Origin of the sequence: Pseudogracilibacillus sp. SO30301A (assembly GCF_037072025.1) — a bacterium.
In the GTDB taxonomy this organism is placed as follows: domain Bacteria; phylum Bacillota; class Bacilli; order Bacillales; family Amphibacillaceae; genus Pseudogracilibacillus.
Window position 1 is genome coordinate 1 of record NZ_JAXHDD010000017.1, and the last position, 20,058, is coordinate 20,058.

The window sequence follows — 20,058 nt, forward strand, 5'->3', positions numbered from 1 at the left end:
ATATATCGTTCTAAATAATTGATACCGTTCAAAACAATGAAAGTCGTAAATACAATTAAGGCAACTTTTATCATATAATTGAAATTTATTTGATTCTTTAAGGAAGATTTTCCTTTCATAGCCGAGTTAATATTGATTAATGAAATTGTAATAAACGAAATGATACTGAATATAAACAAACTTGTAATAAAAATAAGTGCAGGCACAATTAGATATATTAAAAACGGTTTGGCATTTTCAAAGCTAGTATCAATATAATAGAAGTACATAACTGTATTGGTCACTAGTTCAACTAATAAAATTAATCCTAAATATTTCAAAATCTGACTTCTATATATTTGCCAATTGCTATAACCTTCTAGTTTTAATATTTGAATTTTCTTGGTTTGTTTAATAATAATAATATTTAAACCTAAAACCACCATTAAGCTCATTAGCATAGCTAATATGACGTCCTCATAGTCTACTGTAATTGGTTCAATATGCGATTCACTTGAAAAAGCCTCAACAGAAAAACTAGGATATAAACTTTGAAATTCATCAACAAAGCTATTAAAAACTAGGTCACGATCTTCTTCATATGTAACTAGTTCGTATGGATGAAAAATAGATTTATGTTTATTACTAAAATCCCCTAAATGATAGATTTTATAGTTTTCATCTCTTATAGGATTAAAGATCAATCCTTTTTTATCTCCGTCATTACTAAAATAATAATCACCTTTATTGATAGCTGAAAGTTTTCCTTCTGTAAAAGCAACATTATTAAGATAACTCTTATCGTTCGTATGCGTCCATAGTATTTGCTCATTATCTACGTATAGCCTTTGATAACTATTAATCTTATATTTATCTAGCAATTGTTCAAAGTTTTGCTGAAATTCATTTATATCACTTGTATTTAATTCTCCACTAATTGCGAAAGTAAAACTTTGTTCATCAATATTATAATCAATGAATCTTTCTAAAATTAAATCATCATATTTCGTAAGGGCTGATTGAAAATTGAAAAAAATAGCAATAATTACTAACACAATTAAGATTCTTTTCATTTATATCACCTCCAATTCCATAAGGTTGTATCTCAAAACTTTTGAAATATGTTGGTTTGTGCATATGCCTTAACTTCCAATTCATTCGTCTTTTCAACAAATATTAACGAAGAGGTCGAATACCAACAAAAAGCAAAAAATTTATCTATTCGCTTACCTCCGTCTCCAACTTATCTCTCCCTTTGTCAAGTAACTTTTTATTGTCTTTCTAGCTCAACCCTATCATAACACATTTTTTTACAGTATTTTCCGTAAAAAAACCCTAAATTTTTCAACAAAAATTTTAAGGGAATCCCTAATATTCCAACGCAATTTTAGGGACTACCCTAAAAACCCCCAAAAATTCACTACTAAAAATAAAATTACAACAATTCTAGCCTCTTCTAATTCCCAATCTGACACAACTATTACTATTTTTATAGAGAATTCCCAATTTCTACATTGATCGATAACTCCTAACTAATAGAAATAGAACCGCATCTTCATTATAGATAACGATTTACACTTTTTAAGAATTCGATATCCTCTACTAAGTGTGAGGAAATAATTACAGTGTGTTCTTTACTTAGTGTCTTTAACAAATTTCGAAAACGAACCCTTTCTTCAATGTCCAACCCTGCTGTCGGTTCATCAAACATTAATACAGATGGCTTTCGAAGTAACAACTGGGCAATACCAACCCGCCTTCGCATCCCACCAGACAATTCCTTCATTTTTTTCTTCTCATGTTCCTGTAAATTCACCTTTTCTAGTACGTCTTTAATCATTCCTGCTGTTACTGAAACCTTAATTCCCTGTAGAACTGCAAAATGGCCAGTACTTGATATGTGGTCAAATCTGGATATACCATAAAGTCTTGGGCTAAGTAACCAATGGTGTCAATCTTTTTTACATATGACTTTGTACTAATCAACTGGTCAACCAAATACATACTACCTGATTGAAATGGCTCCAACCCTGCTAATATTTTCATTAATGTAGTTTTTCCTGCTCCATTAGAAGAGTATATAGAGACAAACTGTTACAATCCTTGCCAGTCAAAGGTTTACAACAATTTAAAGTCATTTAAACGGATTCATGTGTGAGACAATACAAATCTATGCTGATCAACATAAAAGCTGAGCAGAATATCTGTTCAGCTTTTACGATTTTCATGGGAGGTTAAACCAGTGCTTGTTTTTTCCATGATTTGCATTTCATAATGAGAAATATTTGTTCTAAGCGAATGGTACCTCTCCATCATAAAATGGGCGAGGCGCCGGCTTTGTTCGCTACACAAACTCAGAATTAACTTATTCATTCTCTCTTAATAGTGAAAAAATGGACTGTTTTCTTATTAAAGCAATTATCACAGTCATTGCGACAGAAATAAGAAAAAAAATGAATATCGCGGTTAAAGAAATATATTGTAAGTAATACATGAGTGAATACTCTGTGTGAGTTAACAAGATAGTATAGGAAAATACACAAAGTGCTAATAAGCTTGCAATGATAAAATAAAGTATCATTTCGTAATAAAGTAAAAAATAGACATCTTTTTTCTTCATACCCATTGAAAGATATATTCCCCATTCTTTCTTTTTAAGGTGATATTTACTATATACTACCACTGTAATGCTTAATATAGATAAAATCACTGATGTAACAAAAGATAACTTACCTAATACACCAATAAAAACTGAAATTCTGGATCTGTTTGAAAAATCTAAAGGAATATGTTGGTATAGACTTCCTGGAGTGATCGCATTCAGTTTATGAATACTTGCTTCAATTTCTTCTGTCTTTTCAGAAGTAATTTTTTCATCCAGATAAATATCAAGCTCATTAAATCCTTGAAAAATCCCATTATCCATTGCGGTTTGCTCATCAAGAAGAATTATTAAATTATCTTCTTCTACTATTTGATAAGTATCATCTAATTCAATGATAAATGGTTCATTATAAACATCTAAAATTTTATACTCCCATTTGTTTGTTTCATAATTCCCATTTGCGTTATGTGTTCTTCTGACAAAGGTAATCGATTCATTAACTAATCCCTCATTCGAATCATCAATCGTACTTGGGATGTATAGTATAGTCTTATCCTTAAATTCCTTGTAGTCCTTTTCTGGAAAATGCTTTAAAAACTCGTTTTGATTCAGTAAGAGATATTTAACATTGGGAATGATTTGTTTTCCATCATATGTTAACGGTATTTCTTCCTGTTGATTAATCCAATTTTCTAAAGAATAGGATACGAATTTTTCGTTTAATAGTGGATGTAAATCTACTAGAAAAGGTGTCTTTTGGACAAAAGTGATCCCTGATTTATTTTCTAGGTCTTCGACATCTTTAGCTGAGAATGTTAATCCAGGTTTTGTAAGAACCGTTAAATTATCGATTGTATCAAAGCTATATATTTCTTGGGAATTTAAATAATATTGATATCGTTTATCATCCCATAAACCAATAGTTTCTTTTTCAACGTAGATGGAAAAAATTATTATCAAGATTGAGAAAGTTATTGTTAATATTATTAATAATGATTGTTTTGGATAGGTCAGGGTTTGAGAAAAAATTTGTTTCACAGTAAAGTTATTTAATCGATCAGTAAATTTCAATTCTTTATATGGACGGATTTGTTCGCCCTTTAAGGTCTCATTTATTGTGTATTTTTTTAATCGTTTTATTTCATGTACAGCATTCCAAATGGTAATTAAAAAAATAATCAACATATAAATCAACACTACAATAAAAGTCTGGGCGGAGTCGGAAAAAGAATAATGACTAAATTGATACGTTTTATTAATGATCACATAATGAAAGAGCAGTATAAATGGTATGGATATAATAAAGCTACTAAAAAAAATACACACATTTTGCGAAAGGAGTATTTTAAATAAATCTTTCTCGTTAGCTCCCATTGCTGCAAGTAATGAAAACTTTTTTTGTTGCCCATTATAAAAGAAATAAAAAATACTATACATACATAAAAAGGAAGTGATTAATATAGAAATCTGAAAGATAAAAGAAACCATTGTAATATGCTCGTAATTTTGTAAGCCCAAGGAAAATAGTTGCTCGTTTATAAACCCATCTTGTCCATTCTCTTCAATAAAAGTATGTGCTCTTTGCTCTTTTTCTTTCATGCTCCCTTTTAACTTAATTAAAAACCTTGTATTACTACTTTTTGTTAGACTATTACTTTCAGATATTATTATATTAGGAAAATCATTTATTCCTTTTTCAACCTCTATTGGGACTGTCCATTTCGCAGAATAATCTTTGATAATACCAGTTAACGTTACATCTGTACTTTTACCATTTATAATAAGTTTTCTCTTTTCCCCTAGCTTCCAGTTTTCGTCTATAAGTGATAAATAGGTAGCCTCGATAGCAATACCATTTTCGATAGACGGAAAATTTCCTTCGGTAGTTTCTAATTTTCCGAGTTTTTGAGCATCATTGTTCATAGTTCCAACAGTAGCAGTATGTCCATCATGTAAATCTACCGTACCTAATAATTTAAATTGACCAATCGCTTCAACATCCTTTTTGTTTTTCAATGATGCATACGATTGATCACTTTCTAATAAAACTAATGTTTGTTCGCCGTAGTCTTGATAAGCATGTTCTTTTAAGCTCATCTTGATTGATATCGATGCTGTAAAAATCGATGTGATAGAAGCTAGTAAAAGTGAGATTGTAGCACACATTAACATAAACCATTTCATTCGTGATACTAAGAGTTTCCATCCTAATTTAATCATACTGATGTACCACCCTAAGTTGTCCATCTTTCATTTCGAATTTAGTGTGTGGTATATTTATTAGTCCTCTTTCATGTGTTACAATCACTAAGGTAATTTGGCGCTCTATGTTTAGCTTAGACAGCAAGTCTACAATTATTTTAGTTGTTTTATAATCTAGATTACCGGTAGGTTCATCTGCAAAAATAATTTCTGGATTTGTTATTAGAGCTCTAGCAATAGCTACTCTTTGCTGCTCTCCTCCTGATAGATATGCTGGTTTATGATTTAATTTTTTATCAATTTCTAAAACCTTGGTTAGGTCTTGTATGTTCAAAATAAGATTCTTATCTGTGATGAAATGTATTGGCAGTTCAATATTTTCTTTTACTGTTAACTCTGGTATTAAGTTAAAAGATTGAAAGACAAAACCAAATGATTTTCCACGTATAGTTGCCTGTTCATCTTCCTCTAAATCATAAAAAGATTTTCCTTTGAACATGATTTTTCCATAAGTCGGAGGTTCTAATCCTCCCAACATACTTAGGAGGGTTGATTTTCCCGAACCGCTCTTTCCTTCAATAACATAAACCTTTCCTTTTTCTAATGAAATATTTGCTTGTTTTATAATTGTATGCACATTGGAAAAAGTTTTGCTAATACTCTTTGCAGTTAATAACACAGATATAAAATCCCCCTCAATTATATTGCGTTTTTCATTTATTAAACCACTTTATTTTTTAAAACTCAATCTTTCCTATCAATGTATATATTTGACACAAATGGAACTCAAGTATATTAAATATAAAAAGGTAGGGGATTAAATTGAAAAGGTTTAGAAAAAGTTTAATACCACTATTAATAATGCTAGCGTTAAATATTCCAGTTATTACAAATGCATATAGTGGTAGCTATTCATTTAGCATTAATTCTTCTGTAAAGAGGTCAACAAAACATTCGTTGGCTAAAAAGAAAACTACAACTACAGTAAAAGCAAATACATATTATACAGGCGACATAATAAAAACTAAAGACAGTTATCAAGTATCTTTAAATAGAGGATTATCCTCGTACTCTATTACTCCAACACTGGCAAATGGATCTTCCTATTCAATATCTTTTGGAACTGTAAAAAAAGGGGACTATACTGTTAATGTATACAAAACTACCAGAAAAACTTATGGTGCTACTGTCAAAGGTTCAGGAACTATTAAACAGTATGCAAAAGTCTATTAGTCTTACTATTTCTATTAGTTGGTTATATTTTTATCAAGAAGGATAGAAAGTTTCTGTAAGCGTAACAAAATTGAATAAATTATGCTCTAACTTCATGAGGATAGTAAGAAAGTGTCTTTTCTAAATTTTCATCTGGATTTCAATAACAATAGAGAAATTAAAAAAGTAGGGAATTTTTTAGATGCTTTGAATAATTCTAATTTAATGGTATCTCTAGTTAATGTGCTAAAAAGTGAAAGATTAGAATTTTATCTATCGTAAAATCATAAGGGATTTTGCAATACGTTGAAGGATTGGCAACATTCATGTGTAGGGCAATGCAAATATTCGCTGAATAACATAAAAGCTGAGCAGAATATCTGTTCAGCTTTTACGATTTTCATGGGGGTTAATTCATTGCTTGTTTTTTCATGATTTGCATTTCATAATGAGAAATATTTGACTAAACGAATGGTTGCTATGAGTCAAATGCTTGAAATGGGAATTCCAAAGACTAATCGAGTAGATATAGTAACTCAAGATATTGCAATCGTTAAGGATTATTAATTACCCACTGCAGTAATATCTTTTTTACCATGATAAAAATTAAAACATACCAGATAAATCAGACATTATTTCAGATAGAAATGTCCGTAATTAATCTTACATTTGAGTGCCGTTGTAAGATAGATGCAGGTATATCTTCCGTTACATCGCATAAATTGCTTTTTTCAGTATATCTGCTTACTTTTTTCCATGAACAAGAAGAAGGATTTGTTTAGCTTTCATAATTGTTCCTATTCCCATCATGATCACTTTCGTAAGGACATCTTCCACTCTTTTAAAAAACTATTGTAGACCGTTCTAATTAAGTGACATGCGTTTTAGATTCAAAGGCAGAACCTGGTTCATTAAATCCAATATGTCCATTTAAGCCCAACCCCAAAATTTTTAAATCCATTGCTCCAGCGGTTTTAATATATTGTTCATATGCTTTACATATCAAAGTTTACAACGTAACGATGAACATCCGTATTATAATAGGCCTCAGAATATTCGACCAAATTTCCATTTAAATCGAATGAAAATCGAAATCTTTGTAATAATGGCTTTTGTTCGATTTGTAACATTTGAGCAATATCATCACTCGGAGTTCCAACACCAAATTCATCCTTAAAACGGTGAAACCTAACACCTTGTTGGTACATAATTTCATATAATGAGTTTTGCAAATGCTCATGGTTATCTGGTAAAATGATATCTTGTGGAATATAATGTTTAAAATGAATGTATGGTTTACCATTTAATTTGTAAAGACGTTCTATACAATTCATTTTCACATCAAAATAATCCTTCAAAATAGAATGACTAGACCCGTCAATAACAGATAGTTCAACAAATTCTTTGCTTAACTCATTACCCTCATCCAATAAGTACTCTGAAAAACGCTGTCCCTTTGATAATTTAGAAATAGCATTATTTTCAAGTACAGTTGTCCCAATACCACTGCGTTTTTCAACATATCCTTGTTGTGAGAGTTGTTCCACTGCTCGGCGAACGGTTATAATACTTACACCAAACTCATCTTTTAACTCTTGTTCTGACGGAATTAACGTATTTTTCGGATATTTCCCACTAATAATCCGTTCTTTTAATATTTCCTCCAACTGTATATAAAGTGGACCTTTTTTTAGGGTTAATTTCATCATCTATCTACCTTTCTAAATTTGCCTCTAATTTTTTGTGGACTAAATTCCACACTTCTTCCTTTGAGCATACTGGCACATCGCCATATGTAGTATGAGCTAAAACACCTGAAGCAGTTGCAAATTCAATTGTATCTTTTAAAGACAACTTCTTTAACATTCCATGCATTACACCACTTGTAAATCCATCGCCCGCCCCTATTCGATCAACTATTTTGAAAATGTAGTTTCTAGAATAAGTAAATCCATTATTATCATAAATAAACCCTTTGACAACCTCATTTTCATTTTGATCATTTTTTCTAATGATCCCGGCGATTGTAGTCATGTGAAATTTCCTTGCAACCTTTGGCATTACATCTTCAATTTGCTTCTGTTGATCCAATTCATTCGTTTCCATACCGAGTAAGAGGATTGCATCTTTTTCAGACATAAAACAAATATCTGAGAGCTGTAACATTGCTTCATATATTTCTTTTGCCTTTTGTCTTTGACTTTCCCACAATTTAGGACGATAATTACAATCGAATACAATTGGTATTCCTAGCTTTTTTGCTTCTTCTGCAACCCGCAGTGCATTAGTTCTCGTTCGCTCCGATATTGTCAAAGCAATTCCACAAAAATGAATCATTTTTGTATTGTGTAAGATAGATTCCAAATTAAAATCTGTTAATGAAGCAGTACAAAAACTACTTTCCGTTCGGTTCGAATACGTTACTTTTGATGGTCTGACACTAAATCCATTTTCAAGAAAATACATTCCTACATATTCTCCACCGCGAACGATATCCTCTGTTGATACTCCTGATGATCTAATCGAGGCAATGGCCGCATCGCCAAGACTATTGGCAGGTAACCTCGTAATAAGTGATGTATGATGTCCATATTTACTTAAAGCACTTAATACATTAACACCAGTGCCAGAGTAAGAAACATTTAGTGATCGAGATTGTTCCAATTTTAAATAATTTGGTACTTCCAACCTCATCATAACTTCTCCAAAAGCTTTAATTTTATCTTTCATATTATATCCCAACTCTTTTTACTATTTCATATAGTTGTTTGACGTCCTCTACATTTGTTTTACCTGTGCTACCATCGATAATTGCAGAGTATACATGTGGGATTATCTGTTTCACTCCTGATTCAAGAGCAATAACAACAATCTCTTCAAAATTTTCTAGATCAATCCCTCCTGTTGGTTCAATAGCAAAATTTTCATCAGCACAAATTTTCACAATTTCCTTATACATTTCTTTGTTTTGCAGTCCATTCATTGGAAATAATTTAACCGAATTTCCACCCATTTCTCGAATAAGTGCAATCGCAGTTGAAAGATGAACTTTCGTAGGATCTTTTTTTGTTGAAAGAGGTCCTGTTGCTATATTTACATACCCTAATTTATCTAACGGGTTTACAAGACAATTAATAAATGATGATTCATTTTTCGCCATTGCCCTCGTATACCCTACTGCCGGAAAGATTTGATTAATATGTTCGGCATCCAATTCTCGGCTAATATGCGCTACTTTCTTCCATTGATTCGGATCACCAGCACCTAAACTAATTGAAATAGCACCATCAATTGCTTCTTTATATATGATCATTTCTTTCACTGCTTGATCGACAGTTTCATATTTTGCAGCTAATAAACCTATCACTACATGCCCTTCTGTAATATCGTAAATTTCTTTTGCATTATCTACATTGCCTGCAAGAACATTTAAGCAAATTTTATTATTGTAGAAACGTTTATCTATCATAATAACTCAAACCCCTAATAACTGTTTTATTCTAGTAACAATATATTCAACATCTTGTCTTGATAATGCTCGTGGGTCAATATCAAAGTATCCGATATTTGCATAATAATCTCTCGTATAAATAGCGATATTCCCATTTCGCAAGCTTTTAGTCAGTTCTACTGCAGATAATTTTGTTGATGTTTCATCGATATGAATTCGAGCACGATAAATTTCACGACCTGATTCATCTTGATGAACAGATACCTTTACACCATTAATTTTTTCTAACTCCATCAACCACTTTAAAATTAGCAGCTGTTCTTGTTCGGACATTTTATGTTCAGTAAAATTTTCCAACGCTTTTAATAGACCTAAAATTGATTCTTTACCAATTTTCATAGCTCTACCTATTCCCTGTAAATGTTGTTTTGCAAACGTAACATATTTTTTCCTACCCGCTAAAATTCCAGATGTCGGTCCTTCAATTGCCTTGGAGCCGCTCACAATGATTACATCCGCTAATTCAGCATATCCGGCTATGTTGCCTTCAGCAGCTATATCTAAGATGAATGGAATTTGATTTTGATAAGCTAGTTTACTTACATCTTGTAAATTAGGCATATTTTTTTGAACTGTATGATGAGATTTTATAAACATAATCCCGATAGTTTGCTCTGTAATTGCTGCCTCTATTTGTTGTAAACTACATCCATTTGCATATCCGACTTCTTTTACTAATCCTCTACCTAATTGTATCATCGTACTAACTGGAGCACCATAATCAATTATATGCCCTTTCATTATAATAATTTCTTTCGTTAAGGGTAATGATGGTAGACGTTCTACTGAATAAGTATCTCCTTTCGTTACAAAGCCTGCAACAGCAAGAGCAATTGCCGCTGATGCTGAGTTGGTAATTACAGCATTTTCTGTTCCCATATATTGCGAGACAATTTTACCTGATTCTTCATATAACTGATCCATTTCATAATAATTCGAAGCCCCTATTTTCATTGCCTCCAAAACGTCATCTGAAATAGTAGAGACACCTAGTATACTCATTTTACCGCTGGCATTTATAACCTTCTTTAAATTCATTTGAGTTACATTCATAATATTTCCCACCTATCATAACGGCATATGGTTTCACCAGGTTTTCTGCGAGTAATTCATTTCCCATTGAATCGTTAAGAATTACTTCACTATTCTCCACTGTAAAAAAAGTTAAATCTGCAAGTACACCTTTTTGAAGCGCCCCAATTTCTCGTTTATTGATTATTTTAGCAGGCATCTCCGTCACAGAATGTATTACTTCTTCCAATGAATATCCTAAAGCTAAAAACTTCGATAAAGTTGTTGCCATATTATAAACTGGACCATTTACTTTATTTCGTTCATAAATGTCCGTACTAATACTATGGAAATTAATATTCTCCGCTTTTGCTCTTTTTGCTATTGGATAAGAAAAACTGGAAGTGCCATGCCCAACATCTAAATAAACACCTCGATCAATTGCTTCTTTAATCTTATTTTTGATTAAGCCAGAATCGTTAAACATATGATTATCTGCTTTTTCATTATAGCAATGTGTGATAATATCGCCTTGCTCTAACAGACTGATTATATCGACTAATTTTGGCGGAGCACTCCCAATGTGAACCATTAACGGTTTCTTAATTTTCCTAGAAAAGTTTTTCGCAATTTCTAATGGTATTGTACCGTTGTTCCCAACAACACTAGCACTCATTCTCGCCTTTAAACCGACAATAAAATCAGAATATTTTTCATTTGCTTTTAAAATTTCCTCTAAAGATAATCTAGACATATCAGCTAATTCGTTTCTTACTTTTAAGCCTACTGAAGATACATTTAAAAAAGCGAATATACGAGTGATACATTGCTCAGACATCTTAAAAAAATCACCAATATCATTCGAGCCACAGCTTCCCGCATCGACGACTGTAGTCACACCAGTTTTGTATCCAATATCGTCTGGAAAAGCGCAATACGGTTCATATTTTGGAAAAGAATGAGTATGTAAATCGATCCATCCTGGTGAAACATATACATTTTTAGGTAGTTGAATAATCTCTCCTTCCCCAGTCCAATCGGAAACAACCTCTACTATTTTTCCATTTTTTATGACAATATCTGTTTTTTGACCGTTTGGTAATCTTGCATTTTTAATAATCTGTTTCATGTCTAGTGCCCCTTTAGTACCGCTATAATCAATTCAATTAGTATGTTTAAGCTTCAGTTATTTCGTATTTTTCAAAGGTCTTTGAAGCACCCCACATGATGAAATAAGCTGTGACACTACCTCCAAAGAAAAATAAAATAGCAGGTATTGTTATATAAGTTACATAAACTATTGCAGCGAATCCGCCCATCATAAATAAAGTTAATATCGGATGCACAACCCCGATAATGAACGGCCACTTTAAATAGTCTGTTATTTTTAAATTAAAATGAACATATATCGGAAAGAAATATGTTAAAACGATGGCATATAAAATAAAAATAGCTAATACACCAAAGCTTACGATGAAATATATGATATTTTCTTGCTGCCTTAAAATTTGAAATTCAATCACAAGAATATAGCCAATTATAAATAAAATGATCCCTAGCCCATTTGCTTTAAAAAATTCCTTCCGGTAAGAATCCCAAAAAGTTTTGAAAACCGGAATATCCTCTTCCCCCATATTCCATTTTCTTATTACAGAAAACATTGCAACTGTTGCAGGCATAAATCCAAAGACACCGAAGCCAAGTAACGTAAAAATAGTCCACAGTAAATTTACATACGCTAATTTCATTGCCCAAACACTAAATTTATAATACCCTGCGATAAATCCGTGCATGATGTTTCCTCCTAATTCATATCCTTAACATTATTCTTTCACAGATCCGATTAAAACTCCTTTTACAAAAAAGCGTTGTAAAAATGGATAGACAATTAATAATGGTAAAGCAGACACAATAATGACAGCATATTTAACAAGTGATGCAGTTTTTACTTGATCAGCAAATGATTGAGCAGCACCTGCTGCAGATGCGGCACTATCAGCACTAACTTCGTTTAAAATTAAAATCTGTCGTAAGATTAATTGTAAAGGAAATAATTCTTCATCTGATAAGTAAATCAATGCATTAAAATATTGGTTCCATAAAGCTACCGCATGGAATAACGCCATAACTGCAATGATTGGTAACGATAAAGGCAATACTATCCTAATAAATAAGTAAAAGTCACTGGCTCCATCAATTTTGGAAGCTTCAACTAACTGATCAGGAATCGTTTGTTGAAAGAAGGACCGTGCAACTAGGATGGACCAAGCACCTACAACCCCTGGGACCACAATTGCCCACATGGTGTTTATCATGTCTAATCCTTTTACTACAAGATACGTAGGAATTAATCCTCCATTGAAAAGCATCGTGAATAAAATAAACCATAAAAAAACTTTTTTGCCATTAATTCTTTTCTTGACAATGCATACGCACATGGCAATAAAATAAACAAGTGAATAGCTGTACCTAATAATGTATAAATAATTGTATTTTTATAGCCAATCCAAATTGCTTTATTTTGAAAGACTCGTATAAAACCATCAAATGTAACATCGACAGGCCAAAGCCACACTTTCCCTGTATTTACAGCATGTGGGTCACTTATGGAAGCACTAATTACAAATATAAGTGGATAAACAATCATTAAAGTGATCATTAATACAAAAATAAAATTGATTCTTTCAAATGCTTTATCAGACAAACTAAAGTTACGCATCCTTTTTCCTCCTTACCATAGACTATTCTCACTAACCTTTCTAGCTATCTGATTAACGGTAATGAGCAAAACGATATTAATTGCTGATTCGAATAACCCAATAGCTGCAGCGAAACTATAGCGGCCTTCTAATAGCCCTGTTTCATAAACAAATGTTTGAATAATATCTGATGTTTCGGAGTTTAATGTATTTTGCATTAACAACACTTTTTCGAAACCTATTTGCATGAAATTCCCCATATTTAATATAAATAAAACAACTATTGTCGGCATAATGCCTGGTAGATTAATGCGTAATATTCTTTGTAATCTTGTTGCACCATCAACTTTAGCGGCTTCATGTAACTCAGGATTTATTCCAGCTAAAGCGGCCAAATAAATAATTGTACTCCAACCTAGAGTCTGCCATTGACCAGACCATATATATATGTGTCTAAACCAATCTGGACTAGTTAAAAATGGAATCGATTCAAAACCTAACCACCGAATCGCATGATTAGCTAATCCTGTAACTGGATCTAAAAATGCAATTAGCATCCCTACAACAACTACTACAGAGATAAAATGTGGTGCATAGGTTAATGTTTGTGTCCACTTTTTAAAGGCTCCATTTTTTAATTCATTTAAAGATAGTGCAAAAATGATTGGAAGTGGAAATAACAATAAACCATATGCATTTAAAATAATGGTATTTTTTAATAAACGCCAAAAGTAATATGAATTAAAAAATCGCTCAAAATGCTCAAAACCAACCCAAGGACTTCCGAATATACCTAAGTTTGCAAAGTAATCTTTAAAAGCAATTTGTACACCATACATTGGAATATAATGAAAAATAAAAAAATAAGTTAAAGCAGGTAAAAGAAATACATATAATTGCCAATTTCTTAACAAACTCTTTTTGATTGCATACGTTCTACTTTTACGTTTTATACTTTCCTTTTCTTGTTGTTGCAATTCCATTCGATTTAGACTTTCTTTTTTTTGTTGCAATTCCATCTGATTGCAAGCCCCCTCTTACACAAGTCTATTAGACTATAAAATTTTCCAAATAAATAAGGGGAGGGGAGCCCCCCCTTTTTTTTATTACCATTTAATTTTCTTGATATCTTTCGAATGCCGCTTGATAAACCTCCGTTAATTCATCTAAAGCACCCATTTTTTCAATTGTTTCCACATAGCTATCCCATTCTGAAAAATCTACGTCTCCACTAATAAATTTATCACGCATTTCTTCAATATACTTATCTACATCGGCTCCAGTTGCTTCAAGTACTTTGTTTTCATCTGCTGTAAATGTAAATCTTGGCCATATTTCATCTGGTATATAGGGTTCAATTTTCTCAGCCGCTTCCATCGATTGAGGTGCAGTTTCTCCTCCCTGGAAGTAATCCGCTTTAATAATTCCACTAATAGAGCCTAACCAAGTTAACTGTTTTGCTATAGCTTGTTCGAACGTCATATCCCCTTCTGGATTTAAAATATGATCCATGTACTTTATTTCTCCGCCATCTTCTTCATATGTTTCTCCCTCTACACCCATATAGTAAAGCTTGGCGCCTTCCTCACTATAGAAGTAATCCATCCAGCGAACCGCCGCTTCTGGATTTTCATTTTCACTTGTAATAACAAAACTTGATGTTTCCCAAACAGATGATGAAAGTTTATTATAGTCTTTATATCCTTCAGGTCCTTCTAAAGCAGCAAGACTATTATATTGTGAACCTATTTCTTCACCAAAGAGTTCAATAGGATCATAGAAAATCATACTTCCGTATAAGTTTTCCGATGCATTGGCTAAAAACTGACCCCATTCGATTGAAAAGATATTTTGCTCGATTAAACCTTCATCGTATAACATATGAATATATTCTAATAATTGTCTATACTCGTCCGTAACTGCATAGAAACGAACTTTACTAGGATCATCAGGATCTAAATCGATATTCGTGTTCGACGGACCATGATTCATGACGCCAAACGAACCGGCTAACCATTGCACTAACTCCGCAATATCAGTACCACCATATGGTACTGTTTTTCCGTCACCAACCGGATCTAGTTCTTTTACTGCTTTTAAATACTCATAAAACTCCCCAGTTGTTTCAGGTATTTCCATGTCCAATTCTTTCAACCAGTCCTCATTGACCCATGGTCGTGCACTTAAACGTAGGGATAAAAAGTCGTCTTCTATTAATGATGGCATGGAGTAAATGTTCCCATCCGGGAAAGTAATTGCTTTTCGAATACTCGGATCATTTTCCATCAATTCAGTTAAATTTGGTGCATATTCTTCAATCAAATCATTAAGCGGTAAGAAAGTTCCTTGTCCGCCATATTTTAATAAGTCAGCATTCGTCAATTGTGATAAGAAAAATACATCCGGCAAATCACCACTACCAAGTGATAAGTTTCTTTTTTCCTCAAGTGCATCAGGATTAATTGATTCCCACTCCACATTAATATTTGTCATATCACGATAATGATTCCAAATTAATATATCATTCCAATCATTATCCTCGTTTTGTGCAGGTTTGTTTGCGAAAATTTTCATGTCTATTTCTTCGTCAACAATCGGCATACCAGTTGCGTTTACATTACTGTCTCCGGAGGTACCGTTATCATCAGCATCTGATCCAGCTTCCTTATTTCCACCACAAGCAGCTAAGACTAATAAGACCAATAAAGCAATTAATATAAGTAAATTCTTTTTAAATCTCACAAATTACCCTCCTTAAAATTATTATTTAGCGTGCGACCTTCTCTCTATTTTTAAAATAAGACTTTCTCATCCCCCCTGCATCTAATTTTTAAATGAAGTCTAAGTGCGAAAAACAGTAAGCGATTTCATCTTGAATATTATAATACTATTATTCTGAAAATAAATCAACATTATCTTATAACATTATAATGTTAATACTGAAAAATAAATGAAAATTTTTATTTTTTCTTCTAGAAAACGATGTTTTTATTTTACTATGTGTAAACAAACTGGTTTGTTTACATGAAATCGATGACCAGTTCGTTGTAAACTACCATCTTCTAGAATTTCAAAGACCATAATATTATTGGATTGTTCATTTGCGACTAAAACATATGTATCATCAGGCATTATTGTAAAATTTCTTGGCCACTGCCCTTCCGTTTTAGTATGAGAAATGAATGCTAAAGTCCCATCATTTAATACTTTATAAGCTGTAATCGAATCATGGCCCCGATTAGAAGCATATACGAATTTTCCAGTTTTCGTTACATGAATATCTGCTCCATAATTTGCATGTTGGAAATTATCATATATCGTCGGCAATGTTTGACACAGTTTTATATGTTGCAGATCTTTATCATACAAATACGTTAAAATCGTTGAATTAAGTTCATTCACAATATAAAAAACATTTAACGTTGGATGAAAAGCGATATGGCGTGGTCCAGATCCATCCGGTACTTGCTCTTCAAAAAGAAACGTTAATTCTCCTGTTGCATGATTATGTTTAAAAAAGTTTAGTTTATTTAATCCTAAATCTGTTGCAATAAAATAAGGTGTATTAGGAATATTCCTTATTGCATGTACTTTGGAAGCCGACTGCTGATGCGAGTTAGTTTTATAAAAACTTATTTCGTTTCCAATTTCTCCAGTTTCTTTTAAGGAATGAACGATTACACTTCCATTACTATAATTTGCAGTAAATAAAGCATGTTCACCGTTTTCCAGATAACATGGTCCACCGTTAGTTGGCTGTCTTTTTACTTCCTTGAGTGTTCCTAGACGTTCACTCCACTGTAAACTGACTACCTCACCGTTTGTTTTCTCACTAATAGCATATAAGTGACTTTTCTTCTTATTGACTGCTAGGAAGGATGGATTCTCTATCCCACTGAATGAATTTATTATTCTCAATTTTCCATATCGGGCATCAAAATTTAACCAATGAATCGTTTCCTCTGTCTCGGTACCATAACACCCGACGAAAAGATCAAATTGCTGTTGACACATTTTTTTCACTTACTCCTTCATTAATAGATTGGCAGTACATGGAAGAATACATTCGGTGATGCCATACGGTAATAATAGCTACACCAACCTAGACTAGTAGAATCTTTTACCCCTGGCGAATAATACAGGCGTTCCTGTTCAAGTTCGTCAATAACATCAATTTCTCCGTTTAGATAATCATTCACCCTCATAGTTGCCGTATCAAGCCTGTTTAATAAACCACCATAACGAATATCGATTACTTCCCATCCAAACGGTCTATTCATTTTTAACCATTGATAACGGTGTGCACTTCTAAGCTCTTTCACTCGAGTCATAATTTCTGGAATAATTTCATTGGCGATTTTATTTAATTCAGCTTGATCCTGTTTATCATAAGCAGCTTTTAACTTTACACCAATTCCCGCTTTTAAAGCTAGTACTCTACTAAGCTTTTCTGGTACTTCAAAAATATAATCAAGTTTATCAGCTTTATTTCTACTATGTTGAATTTGAGTTGCAAGTTCCTCATAATAACGATCCATATTAAGATCTTCAATATGTTTATCAAAAACCCCTAACAATACATCTTGCCATAGTAAAAACTTGGATGGATTTGTTTGTTCAAGATTCCCCTCTTCCACTCCAGGAGGTGTGTCTAATTTATTTAACATCAAATACTTCTCCGCAGATATCCCTGTACAAAACGCCACTCGTTCATAAAGCTTTTCTTCGTCTAATTCATCCGTATACGCATGCTCTGCATAGTATTGTAATCCTAAAAGGGCTGTATATGGATTATTTTCCATGCCGTCATCACCCCAAAGCGTTACAAAAACATCTTCAACTTCTTTTTCTTTACAAGCTTGTAACGCCGCATTGCTCGCTTGTAAAGATAACTGATAATTTGTTGCAAACGTATTCCAAATCCAGATACCTCCTGCAAAAGCAGGCTTTTTATTAAATGCTTTATGCTGTTCCATAATTTGTCTGTAGTGATCAATGTCCGTTGCATTATATTGCCAATACATTAATTGGATTTGCTCTGGCGTTTGTTCAATAATATAATCTGGAATTTCAGTCGTCTTACTATACCTATCCCCTGTTTCAGAAGCAAGTTTTAAGAACATGTCACTCCACATTACTGCTTCTAATCCAAACTCATCTGTTATTTGTAAAACGCTATCTAAATGCTTTGCCATTAATTCAAACCTCGGCTTATATCCATGTTTATTTAAAAATATTCCCCGACCAAGTTCTTCCGCTTCATCCATCCCGATATGAATACGCTTGCTTCTAAACGGACTTGAAGCCGAGTGAATCATATTTGTAAGTAGTTGATACGTTTCTTCGCTTTCCAAAAGTAAAGCTCCTCTAGTGTCTTTATAACGGTAAGCTGCATCCCATTTTAAAAACTCTTCTAGATGAGCAAGTGTCTGAATACAAGGTATAAGTTCAATTCCAAATTGGTGTGCATAATCATCCAATTGCTTCAGTTCTTCCTGTGAGTATCTTCCCCGCATATAACCAAAATACGGTTCTTCCTTCACTTCATACGTATCTTCCATGTATAACATTGCAGAATTAAAGCCCATCATCGCAAGCATTCGAATCATTTCGTAAAAACTATCTTGCCTCATAACAGCATTTCTGGAAACATCAAACATCGGACCAACCGTTTTAAATTGTCCTTTCTCCTTAATCGAAAAATCAGTTTCTCCTTTTTGAACTTTTTCGATTACCATACTGAATGCCCGAAAGAATTGATTTATATGTCTATAAGCAATCTCACCTTTCCCATTTTCGTAAACAATGGAGATATCATGTTCTTCTTGTGTACGCTTACAAATCAACTCAATATCTGCCGACTCCGAAATCTCAAACTGAATGTTTTTTTGCAGTTCGTTTATTCCATTGAGTACTTCGGTAAAATCTCCTGTCAATTTAATCTTCAACCTTTTCCACCTTCTTTTCTTAAATTTCATTGTTCTTAAAGTGCGTGTTCAAAAAGGAGGATAAAAAGGATCAAGACGGCTAAAAGCGCTGACGTCCTGGGACTCGCGCTTAGTTCGTCCCACCGAAAAATTTGTTGCAACGCCAACACTAGCACGTCCTGTGCGTCGGAAGTTCGAAGCGGCGCCGTTTCGAGCACAAGGAAAGCTTCCCTGAATACGCATCGAACGAAGGAAAAGCGGTTTTCTTTTCCGAAGAGCGGAGCAACAAGTCAACGAGCTTCCACAGAATGTGGCGACTTCGACGTTCGACACAGACTTGTCGATATTTAGTCGAAGTTCTCCTAATGAAATGTCATTTTTACCAAACTTTCTGAACATCCTCTTAAAGGTACATTTAGGAACAATTAATTCAAAATATTACATGAGAACCAAGTAAACGTCAAATTTTATTCAACACTACATTACAGTGCAATAGTTATATATGTAATGGTTATTTCTTAGTTCTTTATACGGAAAGGAACCAGCTGTTCATTTATCGATTTAGTTATAAATAATCAATTTTACTCAATCTGCATATAGTCGTTTGAAATAGCAAAATTCTTTTGGTAGGATGATAAACGCACAAAAGTAAAAGGTAATATTACTAAATAACTATAGCTCTTTAAAGTGCATGTTCAAAAAGGAGGATAAAAAGGACAAAGAAGTTCGAGGCGGCGCAGTTTCGAGCAGCGGAATGTATGCATTTAGATACATGAGCAAAGATCTGGTACGCAGGAAAAGTGATCTTCTTTCCAAGGAAACGCATCTAGCACACAGAAAACTGCTTTCCTTTTTCAAGGAGCGGAAAAGCAAATGCGAAGTGTCATTATCACCGGACTTTTTGAACATCCT

General features: G+C 33.0%; 14 protein-coding genes and 2 pseudogenes. 1 reads left to right on the forward strand and 15 read right to left on the reverse strand.

Annotated elements, in window-relative coordinates; genetic code table 11:
• From SPD89_RS10130 to SPD89_RS10145, 4 genes and pseudogenes are all read right to left on the reverse strand, one after another.
• Positions 1-1,052: hypothetical protein (locus SPD89_RS10130; protein ID WP_336261833.1), on the reverse strand; the 1,052-nt coding region annotated here is incomplete at its 3' end.
• A gap of 509 nt (positions 1,053-1,561) precedes the next feature.
• Positions 1,562-2,049 (reverse strand): annotated as a pseudogene (locus tag SPD89_RS10135) (ATP-binding cassette domain-containing protein); the annotation flags it as partial.
• A gap of 295 nt (positions 2,050-2,344) precedes the next feature.
• Positions 2,345-4,804, reverse strand: coding sequence for an ABC transporter permease (locus tag SPD89_RS10140; protein ID WP_336261834.1), 2,460 nt, complete (start codon positions 4,802-4,804; stop codon positions 2,345-2,347).
• Positions 4,797-5,465, reverse strand: a complete 669-nt coding sequence (locus tag SPD89_RS10145) for an ABC transporter ATP-binding protein (protein ID WP_336261835.1) — start codon at positions 5,463-5,465, stop codon at positions 4,797-4,799. Before SPD89_RS10145 ends, SPD89_RS10140 begins: the two co-directional genes overlap by 8 nt.
• Before the next feature lie 143 nt (positions 5,466-5,608).
• Here SPD89_RS10145 and SPD89_RS10150 point away from each other — a divergent pair, with 143 nt between their 5' ends.
• The gene (locus tag SPD89_RS10150; RefSeq protein ID WP_336261836.1) at positions 5,609-6,019 is read left to right on the forward strand and encodes a hypothetical protein; all 411 of its coding nucleotides are present in this window, start codon (positions 5,609-5,611) and stop codon (positions 6,017-6,019) included.
• A gap of 974 nt (positions 6,020-6,993) precedes the next feature.
• On the opposite strand, the gene SPD89_RS10155 is transcribed toward SPD89_RS10150, so the two are convergent.
• The 11 genes and pseudogenes from SPD89_RS10155 to SPD89_RS10205 all read right to left on the reverse strand — a co-directional run bounded on the left by SPD89_RS10155 (position 6,994) and on the right by SPD89_RS10205 (position 19,167).
• On the reverse strand, positions 6,994-7,704 hold the full coding sequence (locus SPD89_RS10155) for a GntR family transcriptional regulator (protein WP_336261837.1): 711 nt from the start codon (positions 7,702-7,704) through the stop codon (positions 6,994-6,996).
• Positions 7,705-7,711: 7 nt separating this feature from the next.
• Positions 7,712-8,728: a sugar kinase gene (locus tag SPD89_RS10160; protein ID WP_336261838.1), complete on the reverse strand. Its 1,017-nt coding sequence runs from the start codon at positions 8,726-8,728 to the stop codon at positions 7,712-7,714.
• A gap of 1 nt (position 8,729) precedes the next feature.
• Entirely contained in the window at positions 8,730-9,467 is a 738-nt protein-coding gene (dagF, locus tag SPD89_RS10165) for a 2-dehydro-3-deoxy-phosphogluconate aldolase (RefSeq protein WP_336261839.1), read from the reverse strand.
• A 6-nt stretch (positions 9,468-9,473) separates the two neighbouring features.
• On the reverse strand, positions 9,474-10,562 hold the full coding sequence (locus tag SPD89_RS10170) for a DgaE family pyridoxal phosphate-dependent ammonia lyase (protein ID WP_336261840.1): 1,089 nt from the start codon (positions 10,560-10,562) through the stop codon (positions 9,474-9,476).
• Complete coding sequence (locus SPD89_RS10175; protein ID WP_336261841.1) at positions 10,513-11,649, reverse strand: amidohydrolase/deacetylase family metallohydrolase; 1,137 nt, start codon at positions 11,647-11,649, stop codon at positions 10,513-10,515. The genes SPD89_RS10170 and SPD89_RS10175 overlap by 50 nt, the downstream gene beginning before the upstream one ends.
• A gap of 46 nt (positions 11,650-11,695) precedes the next feature.
• Entirely contained in the window at positions 11,696-12,313 is a 618-nt protein-coding gene (locus tag SPD89_RS10180; RefSeq protein WP_336261842.1) for a YesL family protein, read from the reverse strand.
• 30 nt (positions 12,314-12,343) lie between these two features.
• Positions 12,344-13,239, reverse strand: a pseudogene (locus SPD89_RS10185) (carbohydrate ABC transporter permease).
• 12 nt (positions 13,240-13,251) lie between these two features.
• Positions 13,252-14,202 (reverse strand): ABC transporter permease, encoded by a 951-nt coding sequence (locus SPD89_RS10190; RefSeq protein ID WP_336261904.1) that lies wholly within the window; start codon positions 14,200-14,202, stop codon positions 13,252-13,254.
• 130 nt (positions 14,203-14,332) lie between these two features.
• Positions 14,333-15,961, reverse strand: coding sequence for an extracellular solute-binding protein (locus SPD89_RS10195; RefSeq protein WP_336261843.1), 1,629 nt, complete (start codon positions 15,959-15,961; stop codon positions 14,333-14,335).
• 246 nt (positions 15,962-16,207) lie between these two features.
• Positions 16,208-17,233 carry a lactonase family protein gene (locus tag SPD89_RS10200; protein WP_336261844.1) on the reverse strand — a complete coding sequence of 342 codons (1,026 nt, stop codon included), beginning with the start codon at positions 17,231-17,233 and terminating at the stop codon, positions 16,208-16,210.
• Positions 17,234-17,253: 20 nt separating this feature from the next.
• Positions 17,254-19,167 (reverse strand): beta-N-acetylhexosaminidase, encoded by a 1,914-nt coding sequence (locus SPD89_RS10205; protein WP_336261845.1) that lies wholly within the window; start codon positions 19,165-19,167, stop codon positions 17,254-17,256.
• Between the last annotated feature and the right edge of the window lie 891 nt (positions 19,168-20,058).